Source organism: Pseudonocardia xishanensis (assembly GCF_039541715.1).
GTDB classification, from domain to species: domain Bacteria; phylum Actinomycetota; class Actinomycetes; order Mycobacteriales; family Pseudonocardiaceae; genus Pseudonocardia; species Pseudonocardia xishanensis.
This window is the reverse complement of sequence record NZ_BAABGT010000078.1, coordinates 1-18,253: the sequence shown is the minus strand read 5'-3', so window position 1 is coordinate 18,253 and position 18,253 is coordinate 1. Positions and strand designations below refer to the sequence as shown.

At 71.4% G+C, this 18,253-nt stretch carries 19 protein-coding genes and 2 pseudogenes; 17 read left to right on the top strand and 4 right to left on the bottom strand.

Going from position 1 to position 18,253, the window contains the following annotated elements; all coding sequences use genetic code 11:
* Nucleotides 1-152: 152 nt before the first annotated feature.
* The 3 genes and pseudogenes from ABD993_RS25710 to ABD993_RS25705 form a co-directional block, all read right to left on the bottom strand.
* A pseudogene (locus tag ABD993_RS25710) lies at nucleotides 153-485 on the bottom strand (aldehyde dehydrogenase family protein); the annotation flags it as partial.
* Nucleotides 486-558: 73 nt separating this feature from the next.
* Nucleotides 559-744, bottom strand: a pseudogene (locus ABD993_RS36890) (FAD-dependent oxidoreductase); the annotation flags it as partial.
* Between the two features lie 78 nt (nucleotides 745-822).
* Nucleotides 823-1,317, bottom strand: coding sequence for a MarR family winged helix-turn-helix transcriptional regulator (locus ABD993_RS25705; protein ID WP_345423677.1), 495 nt, complete (start codon nucleotides 1,315-1,317; stop codon nucleotides 823-825).
* 87 nt (nucleotides 1,318-1,404) lie between these two features.
* Between ABD993_RS25705 and ABD993_RS25700 the strand changes: the two genes are divergently transcribed.
* From ABD993_RS25700 to ABD993_RS25630, 15 genes are all read left to right on the top strand, one after another.
* Nucleotides 1,405-1,776, top strand: coding sequence for an alpha/beta fold hydrolase (locus tag ABD993_RS25700; protein ID WP_345423674.1), 372 nt, complete (start codon nucleotides 1,405-1,407; stop codon nucleotides 1,774-1,776).
* Entirely contained in the window at nucleotides 1,777-2,292 is a 516-nt protein-coding gene (locus ABD993_RS25695) for an alpha/beta fold hydrolase (protein ID WP_345423671.1), read from the top strand.
* A gap of 61 nt (nucleotides 2,293-2,353) precedes the next feature.
* Nucleotides 2,354-3,028 (top strand): GntR family transcriptional regulator, encoded by a 675-nt coding sequence (locus ABD993_RS25690; protein ID WP_345423668.1) that lies wholly within the window; start codon nucleotides 2,354-2,356, stop codon nucleotides 3,026-3,028.
* Nucleotides 3,029-3,178: 150 nt separating this feature from the next.
* Complete coding sequence (locus tag ABD993_RS25685) at nucleotides 3,179-3,367, top strand: ferredoxin (RefSeq protein WP_345423665.1); 189 nt, start codon at nucleotides 3,179-3,181, stop codon at nucleotides 3,365-3,367.
* Entirely contained in the window at nucleotides 3,367-4,542 is a 1,176-nt protein-coding gene (locus tag ABD993_RS25680) for an NAD(P)/FAD-dependent oxidoreductase (protein ID WP_345423662.1), read from the top strand. The genes ABD993_RS25685 and ABD993_RS25680 overlap by 1 nt, the downstream gene beginning before the upstream one ends.
* The gene (locus ABD993_RS25675; protein ID WP_345423659.1) at nucleotides 4,539-5,720 is read left to right on the top strand and encodes a cytochrome P450; all 1,182 of its coding nucleotides are present in this window, start codon (nucleotides 4,539-4,541) and stop codon (nucleotides 5,718-5,720) included. The genes ABD993_RS25680 and ABD993_RS25675 overlap by 4 nt, the downstream gene beginning before the upstream one ends.
* On the top strand, nucleotides 5,717-6,424 hold the full coding sequence (locus ABD993_RS25670; RefSeq protein WP_345423656.1) for a creatininase family protein: 708 nt from the start codon (nucleotides 5,717-5,719) through the stop codon (nucleotides 6,422-6,424). The genes ABD993_RS25675 and ABD993_RS25670 overlap by 4 nt, the downstream gene beginning before the upstream one ends.
* A gap of 19 nt (nucleotides 6,425-6,443) precedes the next feature.
* Nucleotides 6,444-6,731, top strand: a complete 288-nt coding sequence (locus tag ABD993_RS25665; RefSeq protein WP_345423653.1) for a putative quinol monooxygenase — start codon at nucleotides 6,444-6,446, stop codon at nucleotides 6,729-6,731.
* A 101-nt stretch (nucleotides 6,732-6,832) separates the two neighbouring features.
* Nucleotides 6,833-7,597, top strand: a complete 765-nt coding sequence (locus ABD993_RS25660; RefSeq protein WP_345423650.1) for a fumarylacetoacetate hydrolase family protein — start codon at nucleotides 6,833-6,835, stop codon at nucleotides 7,595-7,597.
* Nucleotides 7,597-8,478, top strand: a complete 882-nt coding sequence (locus tag ABD993_RS25655; protein WP_345423647.1) for a VOC family protein — start codon at nucleotides 7,597-7,599, stop codon at nucleotides 8,476-8,478. The genes ABD993_RS25660 and ABD993_RS25655 overlap by 1 nt, the downstream gene beginning before the upstream one ends.
* Entirely contained in the window at nucleotides 8,475-9,320 is an 846-nt protein-coding gene (locus ABD993_RS25650) for an SMP-30/gluconolactonase/LRE family protein (protein WP_345423644.1), read from the top strand. Before ABD993_RS25655 ends, ABD993_RS25650 begins: the two co-directional genes overlap by 4 nt.
* Before the next feature lie 2 nt (nucleotides 9,321-9,322).
* Nucleotides 9,323-10,834 carry a bifunctional 3-(3-hydroxy-phenyl)propionate/3-hydroxycinnamic acid hydroxylase gene (locus tag ABD993_RS25645; protein ID WP_345423641.1) on the top strand — a complete coding sequence of 504 codons (1,512 nt, stop codon included), beginning with the start codon at nucleotides 9,323-9,325 and terminating at the stop codon, nucleotides 10,832-10,834.
* Nucleotides 10,831-11,817, top strand: a complete 987-nt coding sequence (locus ABD993_RS25640; protein ID WP_345423638.1) for a fumarylacetoacetate hydrolase family protein — start codon at nucleotides 10,831-10,833, stop codon at nucleotides 11,815-11,817. The genes ABD993_RS25645 and ABD993_RS25640 overlap by 4 nt, the downstream gene beginning before the upstream one ends.
* 7 nt (nucleotides 11,818-11,824) lie before the next feature.
* Entirely contained in the window at nucleotides 11,825-12,619 is a 795-nt protein-coding gene (locus ABD993_RS25635; protein WP_345423635.1) for an enoyl-CoA hydratase/isomerase family protein, read from the top strand.
* Nucleotides 12,620-12,628: 9 nt separating this feature from the next.
* Nucleotides 12,629-13,417 carry an SDR family oxidoreductase gene (locus ABD993_RS25630; protein ID WP_345423632.1) on the top strand — a complete coding sequence of 263 codons (789 nt, stop codon included), beginning with the start codon at nucleotides 12,629-12,631 and terminating at the stop codon, nucleotides 13,415-13,417.
* A gap of 18 nt (nucleotides 13,418-13,435) precedes the next feature.
* Here the strand turns inward: ABD993_RS25630 and ABD993_RS25625 are convergent, their stop codons facing one another.
* Entirely contained in the window at nucleotides 13,436-15,094 is a 1,659-nt protein-coding gene (locus ABD993_RS25625; RefSeq protein ID WP_345423629.1) for a helix-turn-helix domain-containing protein, read from the bottom strand.
* Nucleotides 15,095-15,193: 99 nt separating this feature from the next.
* On the opposite strand from ABD993_RS25625, the gene ABD993_RS25620 reads away from it, so the two are divergent.
* On the top strand, nucleotides 15,194-16,738 hold the full coding sequence (locus ABD993_RS25620; protein WP_345423626.1) for a class I adenylate-forming enzyme family protein: 1,545 nt from the start codon (nucleotides 15,194-15,196) through the stop codon (nucleotides 16,736-16,738).
* 26 nt (nucleotides 16,739-16,764) lie between these two features.
* Entirely contained in the window at nucleotides 16,765-18,003 is a 1,239-nt protein-coding gene (locus ABD993_RS25615; protein ID WP_345423623.1) for a cytochrome P450, read from the top strand.
* Nucleotides 18,004-18,253 lie beyond the last annotated feature (250 nt).

The window sequence follows — 18,253 nt, the reverse complement described above, 5'->3', positions numbered from 1 at the left end:
GTCCGACAGCGTGGCCAGCGGCACGAAGATCAGGCTCGACAGCACCATTCCTGCTGCATGCCCGACCAGCCCGAGGAGCCGGGCGGGTCGGGCGACGTCGGGGTGGTGCGGTATGTCAGCGGATCGGTCGATCAGCAATCCGGTCGCGCGGCTCAGGCCATGGTGGGGATGACGAACGAGGATTCGTCCTTGATGCCGCTGGGCCACCGAGAGGTGACGGTTTCAGTCTTCGTGTAGAAGCGGAAGACATCTGTGCCGTGCTGGTTGAGATCGCCGAAGCCGGAGGCCTTCCATCCGCCGAAGGTGTAGTAGGCGATGGGGACGGGGATTGGGACGTTGACGCCGACCATGCCGGTGTCCACGCGGGCGGCGAAGTCGCGGGCGGCGTCGCCGTCTCGGGTGAAGATGGCGACCCCGTTGCCGTACTCGTGCCCGCTGGGCAGGCGGAGCGCCTCCTCGTAGTCGGCCGCGCGGACCACGACGAGCGAGCCCCGAGGCGTCCGCGGGCAGGGCGCTGACATCGACGTACGGCGCTGCGGTCCCTGCGTCGCCGGACGAGTGCTCCGGTTCCACAGAGGTCCCGAGCACGATCTCGGTGCCCCCATTTTCGTGCGCGCGGTGGAGGTGCGCGGCGGTGGGCATGGACAGGGACCGGCTCAGCAGCCGTCCCGCCGCCTCCACGACGGTCGCCGGGCACCCGCGGGCCGCTGCGACGGCGGCGAACTCCAGACCGACGCAGGCCATCGCCAGGCCGACCCATCGACAACATCTCGAGCGGGCGCGACGACCGGTCGTCATCGGCCACCGAGGCTCGACGTGCGGTCAGGACGATCTTCTCGGTGTGCCCGGCTCCCCGTCTCGGGCCATCCACCCCGGCGTGTCGAACCGCACCGGCTGGGCTCCGACAAGGGTCCGCAGGTCGCGTTCGAACCGTTCGAACTCCGTCTCGCCGAGGGTGCGGGCCCAGTTCTCGCGGAGTCCCTCGAAGATCTTCTCGCCCGTCTGCATGACCTCGTTGCCGAGGGCGGTCACCTGAAGTCGCTTGCGGCGGGCGTCGCCGGGGTCCGGCACGCGCTCCACGTAACCGCGCTCCTCCAGAACCGCAATGGTGCGCGCCGCGGACTGCTTGGAGATCGACAGGCGTCGTCCCAGCTCGGAGGCACTGTCTCCGCCTGCGGCGATCGCCCGCATTGCGAAGTCGTGGACGGGTCGGACGTCGGCGAACCCACGGTTCTCGAGTTCGCTGATCGCGGCGTCGACGAGGATGCGAAAGCCGCCGAGAAGGGACAGAGCGAGGTCCGCGCCAGGGCTCAACACAGCTGCAGGCTACGGGAGGGGACTAGACAGACGACAGTCTAGGTGTCTATTTTTCGACACCCAGACTGTCGAGCTGAGGAACACGACATGTTGCCTACCGAGAACAGAGCAGCCGTGTCGGGCGTCGCTCACCACTGGATCGAGCTCGCCGACACCTCACTGCACTACGTCACCGCTGGAAGGGCTGGACCGCTGATCCTGCTGGTCCATGGGTTTCCGGAGACGTGGTGGGCCTTCCACGAGCTCATTCCGCTGCTCTCCGAGGACCACCGGGTCGTCGCGGTGGACCTGCGCGGGTTCGGGGACTCGGCGACCGGATCCGGCGAGACCGGTAGTGCGGTCGCGGCCGAGGATCTCCATCAGCTGATCGATGCGCTGGACCTCGGTGCGGTCCATGTCGTCGGGCAGGACATCGCTGGCGCGACGGTCTTCCGGCTGGCCGCGCTCCATCCCGAGTAGGTGTGCAGCCTGACCGCGGTCGAGATGGGGCTGCCCGGGTTCGGCATGGAGGCGCTGGCCGACGTCACCCATGGCGGAACCTGGTACATCGGCGTTCTGGCGGCGCCGGGTGTGCCGGAGATGCTGCTCGCGGGCCGCGAGCACGAGTTCCTGGGGGGCTGGCTGTTCCCGGGCATGACCGCCGATGCCGACGCGGTGACCACGGTGGACATCGACGAGTTCGTACGTACCTACTCCCGTCCGGGCGGCTGGCGGGGTCCCTCCGGCCTTTACCGCTCGATGCTCAGCGAGGGCCCGGAGATCGTGGCGTTGGCCGCCGCCCGCGGGCTCACGATGCCCGTCCTGGCCGTGGGCGGAGGTGGCGGCGCCTTCACGGCGCAGACGATGCGCCAGGTGACCCGAGGACGGCTGGAGGAGGTGCAGCTCGAGGGCGTGGGCCACTACGTCGCGATGGAGACGCCCGAGATGCTGGCGGACGCGATCCGGCCGTTCGTCGCCTCGATCAGTAACTTTTGAAAGTTGCGCCCGTCTTCTCATGTCAGGTAGATTTTCTCCTATGGCGAGGCGAGGTGGCTCCGTGACCCGGGCCGAAGGGGTGTACGACCAGCTTCGTGCAGACATCTTCATGGCCCGCCTGCAGCCGGGTCAGCGCCTGAAGTTCCCGGAGCTGTGCGCCACCTACGAGACCAGCGTCGGGCCCCTTCGTGAGGCGTTGACCAAGCTGACCTCGGAGCGGCTGGTCACGCTGCAGCCGCACCTCGGCTACACGGTGGCCGCCCTGTCGGCCGACGAGCTCACCGATCTCACGGCCGTGCGCGTGGACATCGAGGGGCTCGCCTTCCAACAGGCCATGGTGAACGGCGGGGACTCCTGGGAGTCCGAGGTCGTCGCGACCCATCACCTGCTCGCCTTGCGGGAGCGTGAGATCGCGACACGCGGCCGAGGTGACGCGTGGTTCCTCGCCCACGAGGCCTTCCATGCGGCTCTGGTCTCGGGCTGCGGCAACCGCAGGCTCGTGGAGATCACCGCCGGCCTGCGGGCGGAGACCGAGCTCTATCGCCGCTGGGCCGCTCCGCTGCTCGAGGAGCACGACCGGGACCCTGCGGTCGAACACCAACGGCTCGTCGACTCCGCGTTGAACCGAGACGTCGAACGCGGGGTCGGACTCCTGCGCGACCACATCGCCTACACCACTCAGATGCTGCTCCGGCAGCTCCTTCTCGCCGACCCCGCGGTCACCGGCGAGGACTGACCGACCAGCCGAGGCCACACCACCACCGATCCGCGGGGCCGACCACCGGTCCCGCGCCGAGCATCGCCGCTCGACCGGTCCGACGCCTGTCGTGCGGTACCGCGGAGCACGCGCGTGCCCGCGGCCCAGACGAGCCTGTGAGGAGTCGCCGTGAGACTGACGATCGACCGGGACCGCTGTGAGGGCTACGGACTCTGCGCCGAGACGGCGCCCGAGCTCATGCACCTCGACGACGACGGCGAGCTGGTCCTCGACCACGAGGACGTCCCCGCCCGGTCGAGCACCGCCGCCGAGACCGCGGTGCGGGTGTGTCCAGTGGCCGCGTTGAGGGCTGACTGATGGCCCGGGAGCGGGTCGTCGTCGTGGGTGCCTCGCTCGCCGGCGTGACCGTGGTGGACGAGCTGCGGCGCCGCGGTTTCGGCGGTGAGCTGACCCTGGTCGGGGACGAGCCGCACTCCGCCTACAACCGGCCCGCCCTGTCGAAGGGGTTCCTCTCCGGTGCGGACACCCTGGAGAGCATCGCGCTCCCGGCGCTGTCGTGCGAGGTCGACCAGCGGGTCGGCGTCGCCGCGACCGGGATCGACGGCGATCGACGAGAGATCGTTCTCGCAGACGGAGACCGCCTCCCGTTCGACCACCTGGTGATCACCACCGGTGCTCGCGCGCGGACGATGGCGGATCTCGGTGCCGCCGACCCCGGGGTCCGGGAGTCGACGTTCCGCGACGTCTCCGACGCTCGCACCCTCCGGGACCGCCTGGTGGACCGCCCGCGGGTGGTGATCGTCGGAGCCGGGATCCTCGGGATGGAGCTGGCCTCGACGTGCGCGGCCGCGGGATCCGCTGTGACCGTCGTCGACCGGCAGCGGCCGCTGCGGGCCCAGCTGGGGCGCTCCCTGTCCGACCTGGTCGCCGACGCGGCAATCGCCCGCGGCGTGACCCTCGCGCATCACCCGGCAGGCGTGCGGCTACGAGGTAGCGGGACTCCTGCCGTCGAGCTCGCCGACGGTCGCCGGTTCGAGGGCGATCTGGTGATCTCGGCGGTGGGTTGCAGGCCCAACCTCGAATGGCTGGGCGGAACCGGTCTGATCGCCGACGGCGATGTCCGGATCGACGACCGGTGTCGAGTAGCTCCGGGCATCCTGGCCGCCGGAGACGTTGCCGCGTTCCGCGGCGATCACGGACATCGGCGGACACCGTGGTGGACCAGCGCCCTCGACCAGGCGCATACCGCCGCGGCAACCCTGTTGGGCGGGGACGACGCAGCGCCGCTAGTGCCGTCACCGTACTTCTGGACCCAACAGTTCGGGATCACGCTGCGGGTCTGTGGCGCCCTCCCGGTGCGCGGCAGACCGACCGTGGTCGCCGGGTCGCCCGCCGAGGGGCTGCTCCTCACCTGGCCGGACGGCCGGGGTGGCGCGACCGCGGCGGCAGTGAACCGGCGGATCCCGATCTCCCGACTTCGCGCCCTCACTCGAGCCACACCCAGCGACACACCTATGGAGGTGCGGCGATGACGCCGACCTTGACCCCACATTCCGACGTCGACCTGTTCGCCGACCCTGTGCTGGAGGATCCGTACCCGACCTACCGCACGCTGCGGGACCTGGGCGGAGCCGTCCACCTCGCCGAACTCGACGCGTGGGCACTGACCCGCTACGACGCCGTCCGCGGGGCGCTCGGCGACTGGCAGACCTTCTCCTCGTCCGCGGTCGCGCTCAACGAGCCGGTCAACGGGATGCTGGTCGGCACCGTCCTGGCCGCCGACCCGCCCGAGCACGACGTGCTGCGTTCGGTCCTCGCGGACCGGCTCGGGCCCCGCGCCGTCAGGAGCCTGCAGGCGGACATCGCCGCTCGGGCCGAGGCGCTGGTCGAGGAGGTGGTGGCGAAGGGTGAGTTCGACGCCGTGACCGACCTGGCCGCGGCGTTCCCGTTCGCCGTGGTCTTCGACCTCATCGGTCTGCCCGACGACGCCCGGCCGAACATGCTCCGCTGGGCGGACGCCACGTTCAACGTCTGCGGCCCGATGAACGACCGCACCGCGGGCGGCCTGCTCATCGTCCAGGAGATGTTCGAGTGGGTGGCCACACTGAAGGCGGACGACCTCCTCGACGGCAGCATGGGCCGAGCGATCTTCGACGCGGCAGAGGCAGGGCGGATCGGGCCGGAGTCCTGCATCCCGCTCCTCGCCGCGTACGCCACCGCGGGGATGGACACCACGATCAACGCGATCGCCAACGCCGTGCACCTCTTCGCGCAGCACCCCGACCAGTGGGATCTCGTACGAGCGGATCCGACGCTGCTGCCCGGCGCCTTCAACGAGGTGCTCCGCTACGACGCCCCGGTCCAGGTGTTCGGCCGCCGCACCACCCGGGCGGTCGGCGTCGCGGGGACGGAGATCCCCGCGGACTCCCAGGTCCTCCTGCTCTACGGCTCGGGGAACCGCGACGAGCGGCACTACGCGGAGCCCGACCGGTTCGACGTGACCCGGGCGCCCGTCGACCACCTGACCTTCGGCTACGGCACGCACGGCTGCGCGGGCCAGGCGCTGGCCCGGCTCGAGGCGCACGCCGTGCTCGGCGCCCTCGCCGCCCGCGTGCGCCGTATCCACCTCGGCGAGCCGAAGCGCCACCTCAACAACGTCCTGCGCGGGATCGAGTCGCTCCCCGTCCACGGTGTGGAGCTCGACCGGTGACGGGACTGTGGGACCTGACCTGGACCCAGGTCGAGACCTACCTGCGCGACGACGACCGCGTCGTGGTGCCCCTGGGCTCCACCGAGCAGCACGCGCACCTCTCGCTGGGCACCGACGCGATCCTGTGCGAGCGGGGCGCGGTGGAGGCGGCGGCACCGGAGGGCGTGCCGGTTCTGCCGGTCCTGCCCTTCGGACTCACCCCGACCTTCAGCGCCTACCCCGGCACCATCAGCCTGCGGATGACGACCTATCTCGCGCTGCTCGGCGACGTTCTCGACTCCCTGTACACCCAGGGGTTCCGGCGGATCGTGCTGCTGAGCGGGCACGGCGGCAACGCACCCGCCCAGCAGTTCGGCCAGGAGTGGAACGCGGGTCGCCCGGACGCCGAAGCGATGTTCCACGGCTGGTACACCGATCCGCGGATCTGGTCACTGGCCACCGGTCTGGCCGAGGCGGGTCACGCCTCGTGGGTCGAGAACTTCCCCGCCTCCCGTGTCGAGGGCGTCGAGACACCGGCGGGCAGCAAGCCGCTGGTGCCCCCGTCCGCGCTCCAGGGCGCCACACCCGAGCAGGTCAAGGAGCTGCTCGGCGACGGGTCCGCGGGCGGGGCCTACCAGCTCGACGGCGGTGAGGCCGACACCGTGTGGAACGCCGCCGTCACCCTGCTGCGCGAGCGGCTGACATCCGGCTGGCACGGCCGATGAACCGAGAGGAACGACAACGATGAGCGTGCTGGAACTGGCGACCATGCGGGCCCGGGAGGGGCACGACGCCGCCATGGCGGACGCGTTGCCCGCGGCGCTGAAGGTCGTCGCGGAGGCCGAGGGCTGCCTGGAGACCGGGGTGCTGCGCTGCGTCGAGCGGCCGGACGAGTTCGTGCTTCGCATGCGGTGGACCGGTGTCGCCGCCCACGAGACCTTCCGCGACTCGCCCGACTTCCCGCGATACCGGGCGATCTTCGCCGACCACCTCGCCGAGGTGGTCGGGTTCGCGCACTACACCGAGATCTGAGAGACGGAGACATTATGCGAGTAGCCACCATCCGCACGGACGACGGACTTCGCGCGGTCAGAGTCGACGGCGACCACTTGGTGGTCCTACCCTACGCCGACGTGCGGCAGTTGGTCGCTTCGGGGGATGACTGGGCGCAGCGCGCCGCCGGCGAGGACGGCTCCCGGCTCGACCTCGCCGATGCCGACTTCGCACCGGTGACCCCGATGCCGGAGAAGGTGATCTGCGTCGGCCTCAACTACGGCAGTCACGCCGCCGAGGCGAACCTCTCCCTGCCGGAACACCCGGTGCTGTTCGCCAAGTACGGCCGCAGCCTGATCGGGGCGAACGACGACTTGGCCATCCCCGCCGCCTCGCGGCAGGTCGACTGGGAGGTCGAGCTCGGCGTCGTCATCGGCAGGCCCGCCCGCAACGTGAGCGAGGCCGACGCTGAGGCCTACGTCGCCGGATACACGATCGTGAACGACGTGTCGATGCGGGACTGGCAGCTGCGCACGTCGCAGTTCCTGTCGGGCAAGACCTTCGAGGCGTCCACCCCCGTCGGCCCGTTCCTGGTGACCCCCGACGAGGTCGACCACGCGCGGTCGCTGCACATGGAGCTGTCCGTCGACGGCGAGGTGCGACAGGCCTCCTCGACCGCGGAGCTCCACTTCTCGGTCCCGCAGATCATCTCCTACATCAGCACGATCATCACCCTGATGCCCGGCGACCTGATCGCGACGGGGACCCCCGCCGGGGTCGGGCACTGTGCCGACCCGCCGTCCTACCTGACGCCGGGCCGGACGGTGAGCTGCACCATCGAAGGCCTCGGTGCGCAGACCAACCGCTGTGTGGCGGCCGCCCACGACGCGCTGCAGGCCGTCTGATGGGCGCCCCGGTCATCCGCGAGATCGGCCACGTCTCGCTGCGGGTCCGCGACCTGCCTGCGGCTCAGGACTTCGCCACCGGCATGCTCGGCCTGCACCCCCGCGAGCAGAGCGGGAAGGAAGCCTGGTTCGCCCTCGGAGCGGGACACCACGCCCTGCACTACCGCGCCGCGGACGAGGACGCGCTCGATCACGTCGGGCTCGTCGCCGCGGACGCCGACGCCCTCGCCGAGGCCCGCAAGCGCGTCGAGTCCGCGGGCCTGCAGATCCTGCAGGACGGACCCCTGAGCCACGGCGTCGAGGACGGGTTCGCCTTCACCGACGAGTTCGGGTTCGTCTTCGAGATCTACAGCCGGATGGTGCAGACCACCCCCGCGCCGCCGACCGCCGCGCTCCGCCCGACCCGGTTGGGTCACTTCAACTTCTTCGTCCCCGAGCCGCGGCGGATGGAGCGGATGCTGGTCGAGCTGTTCGACTTCCGGGTGTCCGACCGGATCGAGGAGGGCGTGTTCCTGCGCTGCAACGTCGACCACCACGGCATCGGGGTCTTCCCGGGCCCCGGGCAGATCCACCACTGTGCCTGGGAGTACCCGACGATCGTCGAGGTCGCCGCGATCGCCGACCTCGTCGACGCCCGCGGCGAGACGGTGCTCTGGGGCCCGCTGCGGCACGGCATGGGTCGCAACATCGCCACCTACGTCCAGGAGCCGAGCGGTTTGGTCCAGGAGTTCTACTGCGACATGGAGCGCATCTACGACGACGAGGCCCACACCCCGGGCGAGTGGACCTTCGACGGGCACAAGTGGGTCAGCCTGTGGGGCCCGCACCTGACGCCGGAGGGCTTCTCCGAGCTGGGGCTGCCGCCGGGCACGCGCACATGACCACCACCGACGGTCGTGTCCTGGCCGACCACCTCCGCTGGGCCGAGTCGCCGAGGTTCCGGGACGGTGTGGTCTGGGTGTCGGACACCCAGGGATCGAGGCTCATCGAGATCCGACCGGAGGGCACGCGGGTCCACGAGCTGGACACCGCGGTGAACGGCACCGGGTTTCTGCCCTCCGGTGAGCTCGTCGCCGCCCGGATGCACGGCGCCCGGCTCGACCGCTTCGACGGCGAGCGGTGGGCGCTGCACGCCGACCTCACCGGGCTGGTCACCGGGAAGCTCGGTGACCTGATCGCCCTGCCGGACGGCACGGTCTACGTCGATGAGGTGCACTCGCCTGACCTCCCGGGCAGGCTCCTGCGGATCGACCCCGAGGGACGCGCGTCGGTCGCCGCCGAGGACCTGATGTTCCCCAACGGTCTCGCGCTGATCGGCCGCACCGCGACCCTGCTCGTCGCCGAGACGTTCGCGGGAAGGATCACGGCCTTCTCCGTCGACGCGGACGGCGCCTTGAGCGGTCGCCGCGCGTGGTTCGACCTCTGGGCCGAACTGGGGAAGCCCTTCCGGCCCGACGGCGCGTGCGGGCTCCCGGACGGGTCGGTGTGGGTCGCGGCCACGGACGGCAACGCCTTCCTCCGGCTCCGCGACGGCACGCTCGTCGACCGCATCGACGTCGACGACTTCGCGATCGCCTGCTGGCCCGGCGCCGACGGCGAGCTGCTGCTCACCACCGCCACGAGCCTCGATCCCGCCGTCCCCGTGATGGAGGCGGCCCACCAGCAGGGCACCCGGGCCCGGGTCGTCGCGGTCCGGCCCCCCACCTTCGACGACGAGGGATGACCATGACCGACACGAACCGAGTCGACGTCGCCGTGATCGGCTGCGGCACCACCGGCCTCGCGCTCGCGCGGCTGCTCGAGCTCGAGGGACTGAGCGTCGCCGTGATCGACCGCGGGCGGATGCCGATGGCCCGCCCGCGGGCGACCCATCTCGACGACGAGACGATGCGGGCCTTCCAGACCCTCGGCCTGGAGCACCTGGAGAAGTCCTTCTCGCTCGTCGGGACCTACCGCCACTACGACGCCAAATGGCGGGTGATCATGGCGATGGACATGAACCGCGGGCTCACCGAGCAGGGCTGGCAGTCCGACTACATGTTCCACCAGCCGGACTTCGAGGCGGTGCTGCGCGGGTACGCCCACGAGTACCCCGCCGCACGGACCTACTTCGGCTGGGAGGTCCGCGCGCTGGCCGAGGAGCCGGACGGCGTCCTGGTCACCCTGCAGGAGACCGCCACCTCGGTCGAGGAGCGGATCGAGGCGAGCTACGTCGTCGGCTGCGACGGCGCGAACTCGACGGTCCGGAGCTTCATGGGCTGCACGCAGATCGATCACCACGCGACACACCGGTCGTTGATCGTCGACATCGTGCCGTTCGTCGAGAAGGACCGCCTGCCGGGGCGGGACTCCTGGATCCAGGGCGCGATCCGGAACCCGCTCACGCTCGTCCCGATCGCGGAGCCGCGGCTCCGGTTCGAGCTGATGCTGCGCGAGGACGACGACCCACGGGAATTCGAACGGACCGACAAGGCCTACGAGGTCGTCGCTCCGTGGTTCAAGCCCTTCGAGTACCGGCTGCTGCGCTGCGACGTCTACGAGTGGCGCTCGCTCACGGCGACCCCGTGGCGGGTCGGTCGCGTCCTGCTCGCCGGCGACTCCGCGCACACCATGCCACCGCACCTGGGCCAGGGGATGTGCTCCGGGATCCGGGACGCCACCGCGCTGGCCTGGAAGCTGGGCCGGGTCGTCCGAGGGGAGTCCGACGACGCTCTCCTGGACTCCTACGAGACCGAACGCCGCCCGCACGTGGCGACCTACACCACGCTCGCCGCCGAACTGGCGAACCGGATCGAGACGCTCGAGGCGCCGGAGGAGGAGCCCCCGGTGTTCGCGGCACAGGCCCTGCGACCCCGGCTCGGCCCCGGGGTCCGGGACCAGGACGGAGAGGCGCCGGGAACACTCAGCCCGCAGCCGAGGGCCGGCGACGGGCGACTGCTCGACGACGTCGTCGGCTACCGCTTCGCCCTCGTCGGCGATCCCGCGGTCCTGGCCGCCACGGCCCCGGAGACGACCGCGCTGCTCGACGAGCTCGGCGTCCGGACCGTCGAGGCCGACTCCGACGGGCTGCGGGCCTGGCTCGCCGAGCTCGGGACGGCTGCGGTGCTGGTGCGGCCCGACCGCTACCTGTTCGGCACCGCCGAGGACGCGGCGAGCCTCCACGCGCTCGCCGCCCGCCTCCATACCTCCCTGCGGCCGGTCCGGGTCGCGGCGACGGCAGGGGGGACCGGCGGATGAGGTTGGTGACCTACGCCGCGCCCGGGGCGGAAGGGCCGGTCCTGCGAGCCGGAGTGCTGCACGGTGACCTGGTGGTCGACGTGGAGCGCGCCCTCGCCACCCACGGCCGGGTGCCGGTCGCGGACGACCCGTCGGACCTGCTGCAGGTGATCGCAGGTGGCGACCCGGCCATCGAGGAGACCCGGGCGGCGGTCGAGGTGGCCGCCCGGGCCGGCGAGCCCGGGCGCCCCGGAGCCGAGGTGCTCCACGAGTTCGGATCCGTTCCGCTCGTCGCGCCCCTGCCCCGCCCCAACAGCCTGCGGGACTACCTGGTCATCGAAGAGCACATGCGCGGGGTGGTGGCCGCCGGCGTGCTGAAGGAGGTGCCCGAGGAGTGGTTCTCGATCCCGGCGCACTACAAGGGCAACGTCGACGAGATCTACGGGCCGGAGGACACCGTGCCGTGGCCCGCCTACACCGACAAGCTGGACTACGAGCTGGAGATCTGCGCGGTGATCGGTGCCCCCGGCCGCCGGATCCGCGCCGCCGACGCCGGGCGGCACATCGTCGGCTACACCCTCTACAACGACTGGAGCGCCCGCGACATCCAGGCACGGGAGATGAGCATCGGGAACGGGCCCGGCGTCAGCAAGGACTTCGCCAGCTCGATCGGCCCGTGCATCGCCACCCCGGACGAGTTCGACCCCGCCACCGCGCACCTGGAGGCGCGGATCGACGGCGAGGTCTGGTCCGCGGGGACGATCGGCACGATGCAGTTCTCGTTCCCCGAGCTCGTCGAGTGGACCAGCCAGGAGCAGACGCTGCGCCCGGGAGACCTACTGGGCAGCGGAACGATCGGCAAGGGCTGCGGCGTGGAGATCGACCGATGGCTCACCCAGGGCTGCGTGGTCGAGCTCGAGGCGGAGGGCATCGGTGTGCTGCGCAACCGCGTCGGCCACAAGGGACAGGGACCGGCCCGCGCGGTCGCGCTCCCGGAACGGTGAGGAACCGATGAGCTACGACGACTACACCTTCCTTCAGGTCGAACCCGGGAAGGACCGGGTCCTGCGGATCACGATGAACCGGCCCGAGAAGCTCAACGCCTCCGGCGAGATCGGGCACGGCGAGCAGGGCCGTATCTGGCGCGAGTTCGACGCGGACCCCGACATGAACGTCGCCCTCATCACCGGTGCCGGGCGGGCGTTCAGCGCCGGTGGTGATCTCGAGGCCGGGAACGGCCCACTCGCCACCGACATGCGAGACGGGCGGGCCCTGGTGCGCAACATGATCGCGTGCCGCAAGCCGATCGTCTCGGCGATCAACGGGTTCGCGGTCGGTGGTGGGCTGGCCATCGCGCTGCTCGCCGACATCAGCATCGCCAGCGAGAAGGCCGTCCTGATGGACGGCCATCTCAAGATCGGCCTGGCCGCCGGAGACCACGCCGCGCTCGTGTGGCCGCTGGCCATCGGCATGGCCCGCGCCAAGTACCACCTGCTGATGTGCGACCGGATCACCGGGCGGGAGGCGGCGGAGATGGGACTGGTCGCCCGGTGTGTGCAGCACGAGGACCTCCTCCCGACCGCCGAGGAGATCGCGGTGCAGCTCGCGGCGGGTCCGCAGTTCGCCATCCAGGGCACGAAGGCGGCGCTCAACGACTGGTACCTGCACAACATCGGCATCTTCGAGCACTCGCTGTACGTGGAGGCGCTCAGCGCGACCCTGCCGGACGCCGAGGTCGGGCGCGCGGCGTTCCGCGCGGGCGGCACGCCGGAGTTCCCCGGTGCCGCGAACGCGAACGCGTACTAGCAGGTGACCGTGGACGGCACCGTCGTCGTCACGGGCGCGGCCGGCGGGATCGGGAGTGCCACGTGCCGTCTGTTGGCGGCGCGTGGCGTCCCGGTCGCCGCGGTCGACCTCCCGGACGGCCACGGGGTGTCCCGGGCGGAGCCGATGGTCCGGGCGGTCCGGGAGCGCGGAGGTGCGGCCGTCGCAGTGGCCGCGGACCTCCGCGACCCGACGGCGCTCGCCGCGGCGACAGCTACCGTCGCCGAGCGGCTGGGGCCGATCGGTGGGGTGTTCGCCAACGCGGGTGTGCTCCGCGCGGGCGGGGCCGCCTCGCCGTCGGACGAGGGCTGGCAGGAGTCGTTCGACGTCAACGTCACCGGAGCGTGGAACATCGTCAGGGCGGCGCTCCCGCACTTCCGCCCCGACGGCGGCGGCATCGTCCTGACCAGCTCGATCGCCGGGGCGAAGGGCATGAGCGGGTTCGCCGGGTACGTCGCGAGCAAGCACGCTGTCGTCGGGCTGATGCGGGCGTTGGCCCACGAGCTGGGGCCGCGGTCGATCAGGGTCAACACCGTCCATCCCACGGCCGTCGACACACCGATGGTCAACAACCAGGACCACGCGCAGCGCTGGACCGGCCTGCGTGGACCCGAAGGACTGGCCGCACTCCGAGACGTGTATCGGGCGCGGCACCTGCTCCCGGTGCCCTGGCTGGATCCGTCGGACGTCGCCCACGCCGTGGCCTGGCTGCTGTCCGCAGAGGCGCGCTACGTCACCGGCGTGGCGCTCCCCGTCGACGCGGGGACGCTCGCGCGTTGAGCAGGCCCCGTCTCCGGATCAGCGGGGACGGGGTCGCTCCGGCATGGCACGGACCAGGTCGGAGAGGCGGAACGCGAGGGCGATCTCGAACCGGGTCTCCCAGTGCTGCAGGGGACGGCCGAGCAGCTCGGCGATGCGCCCGAGCCGATACTTCACCGTGCTGACGTGGACATGGCAGCGCGCCGCGATGCGCTCGTGGTTGCCGTCCTCCTCGACGAACGCGCGCAGCGTTGTCAGCAGTCGCGCCCCACCGCGCTCCTCGTGGGCCGCGACCGCACCGAGCACCTCGTCGACGAAGTCGCTCGCCGCGCCCAGATCCTGCATGTCGACCATGAACTGCAGCGGGCCGAGCGTGTGCCCGTGGACCACGTGTGAGCGGTCGGTCTCCGCGAGCCGCGCCAACCGGCAGCAGGCACTCGCCTCCCGCATCGCCGCGGCGATCGTCGGCCTTCCGCCGCTGGTCCCGATCCACACGACCTCACCGGAGGCGCGGTCCAGGAGCGCCTCGACGAACCGGGCCGGATCGTGGCCGTCGCCGACGAGCGCGACCACGGCGCGGTCGCCCCGCTGCCCACTCAAGACCGTCTTGCGCTCGACGCCCGAGGCGGGCGAGTCGAGGACCCGGCTGACGAGGGCGCGGAGACCGGGCAGGCCCAGTGTGGGTGCGTCGATCACGACGAGGGTGCACTCCAGGGTCAGGTCGATGCCGTGCCGCGCGGCGCGTGCGACCAGGTCGGGCGAGCGATTGTCCTCGGCCTCCAGCAGTTGCTCGAGCAGCTCGCCCCGCAGTCGCCACTCCACGGCCCGGGCCGCCTCGTGCTTCATCAGCTCCAACGCGAGCACCGTCGCCCCGTGCGACAGGGCGTTCTCCTCGAGCTCTCCCAATGGCTCGCCGAACACCGAGATCGTGCCGAGGTCGGTGCCGTCGCGACTGACGGGCACGGTCGCGACGCGCTGTGGGTCCCTCCCGTGAGGGCTGTCGCTGTCGATCTCGAAGGGCTCCACCACGTGCTGTTCCAGCACCAGCCGGCGACCGGTGAGACTCGCGAGTGTCGACAGGACCCGCTCGAGACCGAGATCGGCCACCGCGGCCTCACCGAGCACCCGGTGGATCTCGAAGGTCGCCTGCAGGGTCCGGGTTTTCTCCAGCAGGCCCTGGTAGAGCCTGCCGTTCCCGATCGCGATCGACGCCTGCGCCGCCAGCGCGCTGACCACGGAGACCTCGGTGGGGGAGAAGTCGGTCCGTGTGCGGTTCCCGACGTAGAGCACCCCGATCGCCTCCCCGCCGCGGAGCAGCGGGGCGCAGACCACCGACGCGACGCCCTCCCTGAGCATCGCGTCGCGGACCAGGCCGGGGGCGGCCCACGTCTCGTAGTCCGGCACCACCACCGGACCTCCCGTCGCGAGGGCCTCCCCGCCCAGGCCTTCACCGTGCACGACCTGCATCTCGGCGAACCCGGGCGTCGTCACCCCGTGGCTGACCGCGACCCGCATCGAGCGAGTCGCCTCGTCGTAGAGCGAGAGCCAGGCGATGTGCGTACCGAGCAGCCGCGCCGCGTTCTCCGTGGCGAGCCGGAGCACCCGGGGCAGGTCGACCTCCTCAGCCTGCAGCTCAGCTCCCAGATCGACGAGCGCGCTCAGTACTTCGAGCGGGAGGTCGCGCGGGGTGGTCGTCACGCCGCCAGTATCGGCTGGTCTGTGGTAGACGAGCAACGTGCCGTTCTTTGGTCTGTCCACGACATGGTCGTGGCGTCGAGCCGGTCTGATACTGCGTCGGTGGAACGACTGACGGACTGGACCACCCTGGCCCGACGATGGGATCAGGCCGTCGCGGCCGTGCCGGAGGCGAGCTTCCTCGAGTTCGCACCTTCGGAGGGCGAGGGATCGTCGTGGACCTACGCCGAGTTCGACGCCGTCGTCGAGGGGACCCGTCGAGCGCTCGGCGCGCAAGGCGTGCGACCGGGCGACACGGTTCAACTCGTTCTGCCGAACCACCCGGCATTCGTCGCGACCCTCCTCGCCGCGGCGCGTGGCGGCTGGACGGTGGTCCCGTGCGATCCACGCAGCACACCGGCCGAGCTGGCCCGGCAGGCCGCCAGGACGGGCGCCGTCATCGCGGTCTGTGGCCCGACCCAGGCCGCCGCATACCGCGCGTCCGGAACGGCGCTGCCCATCGTCTCGGTGGCGGCGCAGGACACCGGAGTCCCCGCCGCGGCGGGCTCGGCGGGCCCGGGGCACGCGCCGGCCGACCCCACGGTCCCGCTGTCGCTGATGTTCACCTCCGGCACCACCTCGGCACCCAAGATGGTCGAGGTGACCCAGGCGAACTACGCCTTCGCCGGGGACGTCATGGCCGCGGCGGCGGGTCTGCGCCCCGGTTCGCGCTTCCTCGTGGTGCTGCCGCTGTTCCACGCGAACGCGCAGTACTACTCGGTGGCCGCGTCGATCTCCGCCGGTGCCACCGTCGTTCTGGCGGACGGGTTCTCGGCGTCGCGGTTCCTGCAGCAGGCCGAGCGGCTCCGCGCCACCCACGCGTCGTTGTTCGCCGCCCCGATCAGGATGATCCTGGCGCGCGCCGAGCCCGTCGCGCTGACTCGGCCGTTGGAGAACGTGTGGTTCTCCCAGAACCTCACCGGCGACGAGTACGAGCGGTTCGCCGCCCTGGTCGGCTGCCGCCCGCGCCAGATCTACGGCATGACCGAGACCGCGCCCGCCGTCCTCATGAGCCGACGCCTCAACCTCACACCGACGACCATCGGCACCCCCACGCCGGGCTGTCACGTCCGCCTCCGCGACCCGGACGCCGACGCGCCCCCCGCCCCCGGCGACACGGGCCGGATCCAGGTCGGCGGGTTCCCGGGACTCTCGCTGTTCCGCGCCTACCGCGACGACCCGACCGCCACCGCGTCGACCTTCGTGGAGAGGGGGCCGGACGGGTTCACCTGGATGGACACGGGTGATCTGGGCCGGCTCACCGACGACGGCGAGGTCGAGTTCGTCGGCCGCGGCGGGGACCTGCTGAAGGTCGCGGGGGAGAACGTGTCGGTCGTCGCGATCGAGGCGGCCCTGGTCGAGCACCCCGACGTACTCGACGCTGCGGTCGTCGGCATGCCGGACCCAGTGCGCGACGAGGTCGCCGTCGCCTTCGTCGTCCCGACCGCCGACGCGCCGCCGACCCTGGCCGACGACCTGACGCTGTGGTGCGCGGAGCACCTGTCCGGACCTCGTCTTCCACGGGAGATCCACGTCGTCGAGGACCTCCCGCGCACCGCGGTGGGCAAGATCCAACGGTTCCGGCTGGTCGAACGCTCCACCGGCTGAACCGGCCGTTCTCAAAGGAGAGAACCATGACCACGGACACCCGACACGGCACCCGGCACCCGCTCGACACCGACTACGACCCGTTCGCACCGGCGATCCGGGAGGACCCCTACAGCTGGCTGGCGAACCGGCGGGACCGCGGGCCGGTCTTCTTCAGCCCGGCCGTCGGGATGTGGGTGATCACCCGGTACGCCGACGTCGACGCGGTGCTCCGGGACCCGGACACCTTCTCCTCGGAGAACGCGATCGTCGGGCGCTACCACCCCGAGGTCACGGCGCGGCTCGCGGGGAAGGTCCCGATGACGGCCACCCTGATCGGGATGGACCGACCGGATCACACCCGGCTGCGCCGGATCGTCAACGCCGCGTTCACCCGGGGCCGCGTCGCGCGGATGGAGGAGGACGTGACCCGGCTGGCCCGCGGCCTCGCCGAGGACCTGCCCCGGGACGAGCCCTTCGACATCCTCTCCCGGTTCTCCTACCCGTTGACCCTGACGGTGATCGCCGGGCTGGTCGGCATCCCGCAGGAAGACATCCAGCGCTGCCACGACCTGTCCGAGCAGTGGAACGAGCTCCTGGGGGCGGACGAACGCGGCATGCCCTTGGACGACCAGCTCCGCTGCGCAGACGCCGCGCTGGAGTACCACGCCCACATCGGCGAGCTGATCGCCCGGCGGGAGCGTGAGCCCGCAGACGACCTGATCACCGCGGTCTGGGACGTCCGCCGGACCGGCGAGGTGCCCCTCTCGGACATGGAGATGCTCTCGCTGTTCCCCGGCCTGATCAGTGCCGGGCACGAGACCACCGCCAACCTCATCGGCAACACCCTCTGGCATCTGCTTCGGCGGCCGGAGCGCTGGCAGGCGCTCGTCGACGGGGCCGTCGACGTCGGGAACCTCGTGGAGGAGATGCTGCGGTTCGACACCTCCATCTACGGCATGCCCCGACGCGTCGCTCGGGACACGGTCGTCGGCGGCGTCGCCATCCCGGCCGGGGACCTGGTGTTCCTCCACTTCGCCGCCGCCGGTCACGACCCGGACCGGTTCCCCGACGCAGGCGAGCTCCGGCCGACCCGCGAGGACCTCCAGCACCTGTCCTTCGGTCGCGGCGCGCACTTCTGCCTGGGCGCGGCACTCGCTCGGTTGGAGACCCGGATCGCCCTCGAACAGCTCGCCGTCCTTCGTCCCGGGCTCCGGCTCGTGAGCGAGCCGGAGCACGTCCCGCACTTCGTCTTCCGCGCACTGCGAGAGCTCGTCGTGGAATAGCCCGCCCGTGATGGACCGCTGAGGCCCTCCCACGCCGCTCGATCCTTGGAGAGACCGTCGAACCCGTCCCGTCTCTCTCGCGCCATGCCACCCGCCCCCCGCAAGCGACGAGATCGCCAACGAGGTGAGATCGCGCCGCTGGCGAATGGCTCGTACCGCGTCCGTGTCTACGCGAGTCGTGCCCCGATCACTTAGACGTCGTTTCAGAAGTCGGCGTGTCGGTCCTGTGTGGAGTCGTGCTGGTCGGTGA

Bases quoted from the DNA above. Each gene is read 5' to 3' on its own strand.
- ABD993_RS25700 (WP_345423674.1), top strand. From the start codon at position 1,405: ATGTTGCCTACCGAGAACAGAGCAGCCGTGTCGGGCGTCGCTCACCAC.
- ABD993_RS25680 (WP_345423662.1), top strand. From the start codon at position 3,367: ATGGCCCGGGAGCGGGTCGTCGTCGTGGGTGCCTCGCTCGCCGGCGTG.
- ABD993_RS25675 (WP_345423659.1), top strand. From the start codon at position 4,539: ATGACGCCGACCTTGACCCCACATTCCGACGTCGACCTGTTCGCCGAC.
- ABD993_RS25665 (WP_345423653.1), top strand. From the start codon at position 6,444: ATGAGCGTGCTGGAACTGGCGACCATGCGGGCCCGGGAGGGGCACGAC.
- ABD993_RS25655 (WP_345423647.1), top strand. From the start codon at position 7,597: ATGGGCGCCCCGGTCATCCGCGAGATCGGCCACGTCTCGCTGCGGGTC.
- ABD993_RS25650 (WP_345423644.1), top strand. From the start codon at position 8,475: ATGACCACCACCGACGGTCGTGTCCTGGCCGACCACCTCCGCTGGGCC.
- ABD993_RS25645 (WP_345423641.1), top strand. From the start codon at position 9,323: ATGACCGACACGAACCGAGTCGACGTCGCCGTGATCGGCTGCGGCACC.
- ABD993_RS25640 (WP_345423638.1), top strand. From the start codon at position 10,831: ATGAGGTTGGTGACCTACGCCGCGCCCGGGGCGGAAGGGCCGGTCCTG.
- ABD993_RS25635 (WP_345423635.1), top strand. From the start codon at position 11,825: ATGAGCTACGACGACTACACCTTCCTTCAGGTCGAACCCGGGAAGGAC.
- ABD993_RS25615 (WP_345423623.1), top strand. From the start codon at position 16,765: ATGACCACGGACACCCGACACGGCACCCGGCACCCGCTCGACACCGAC.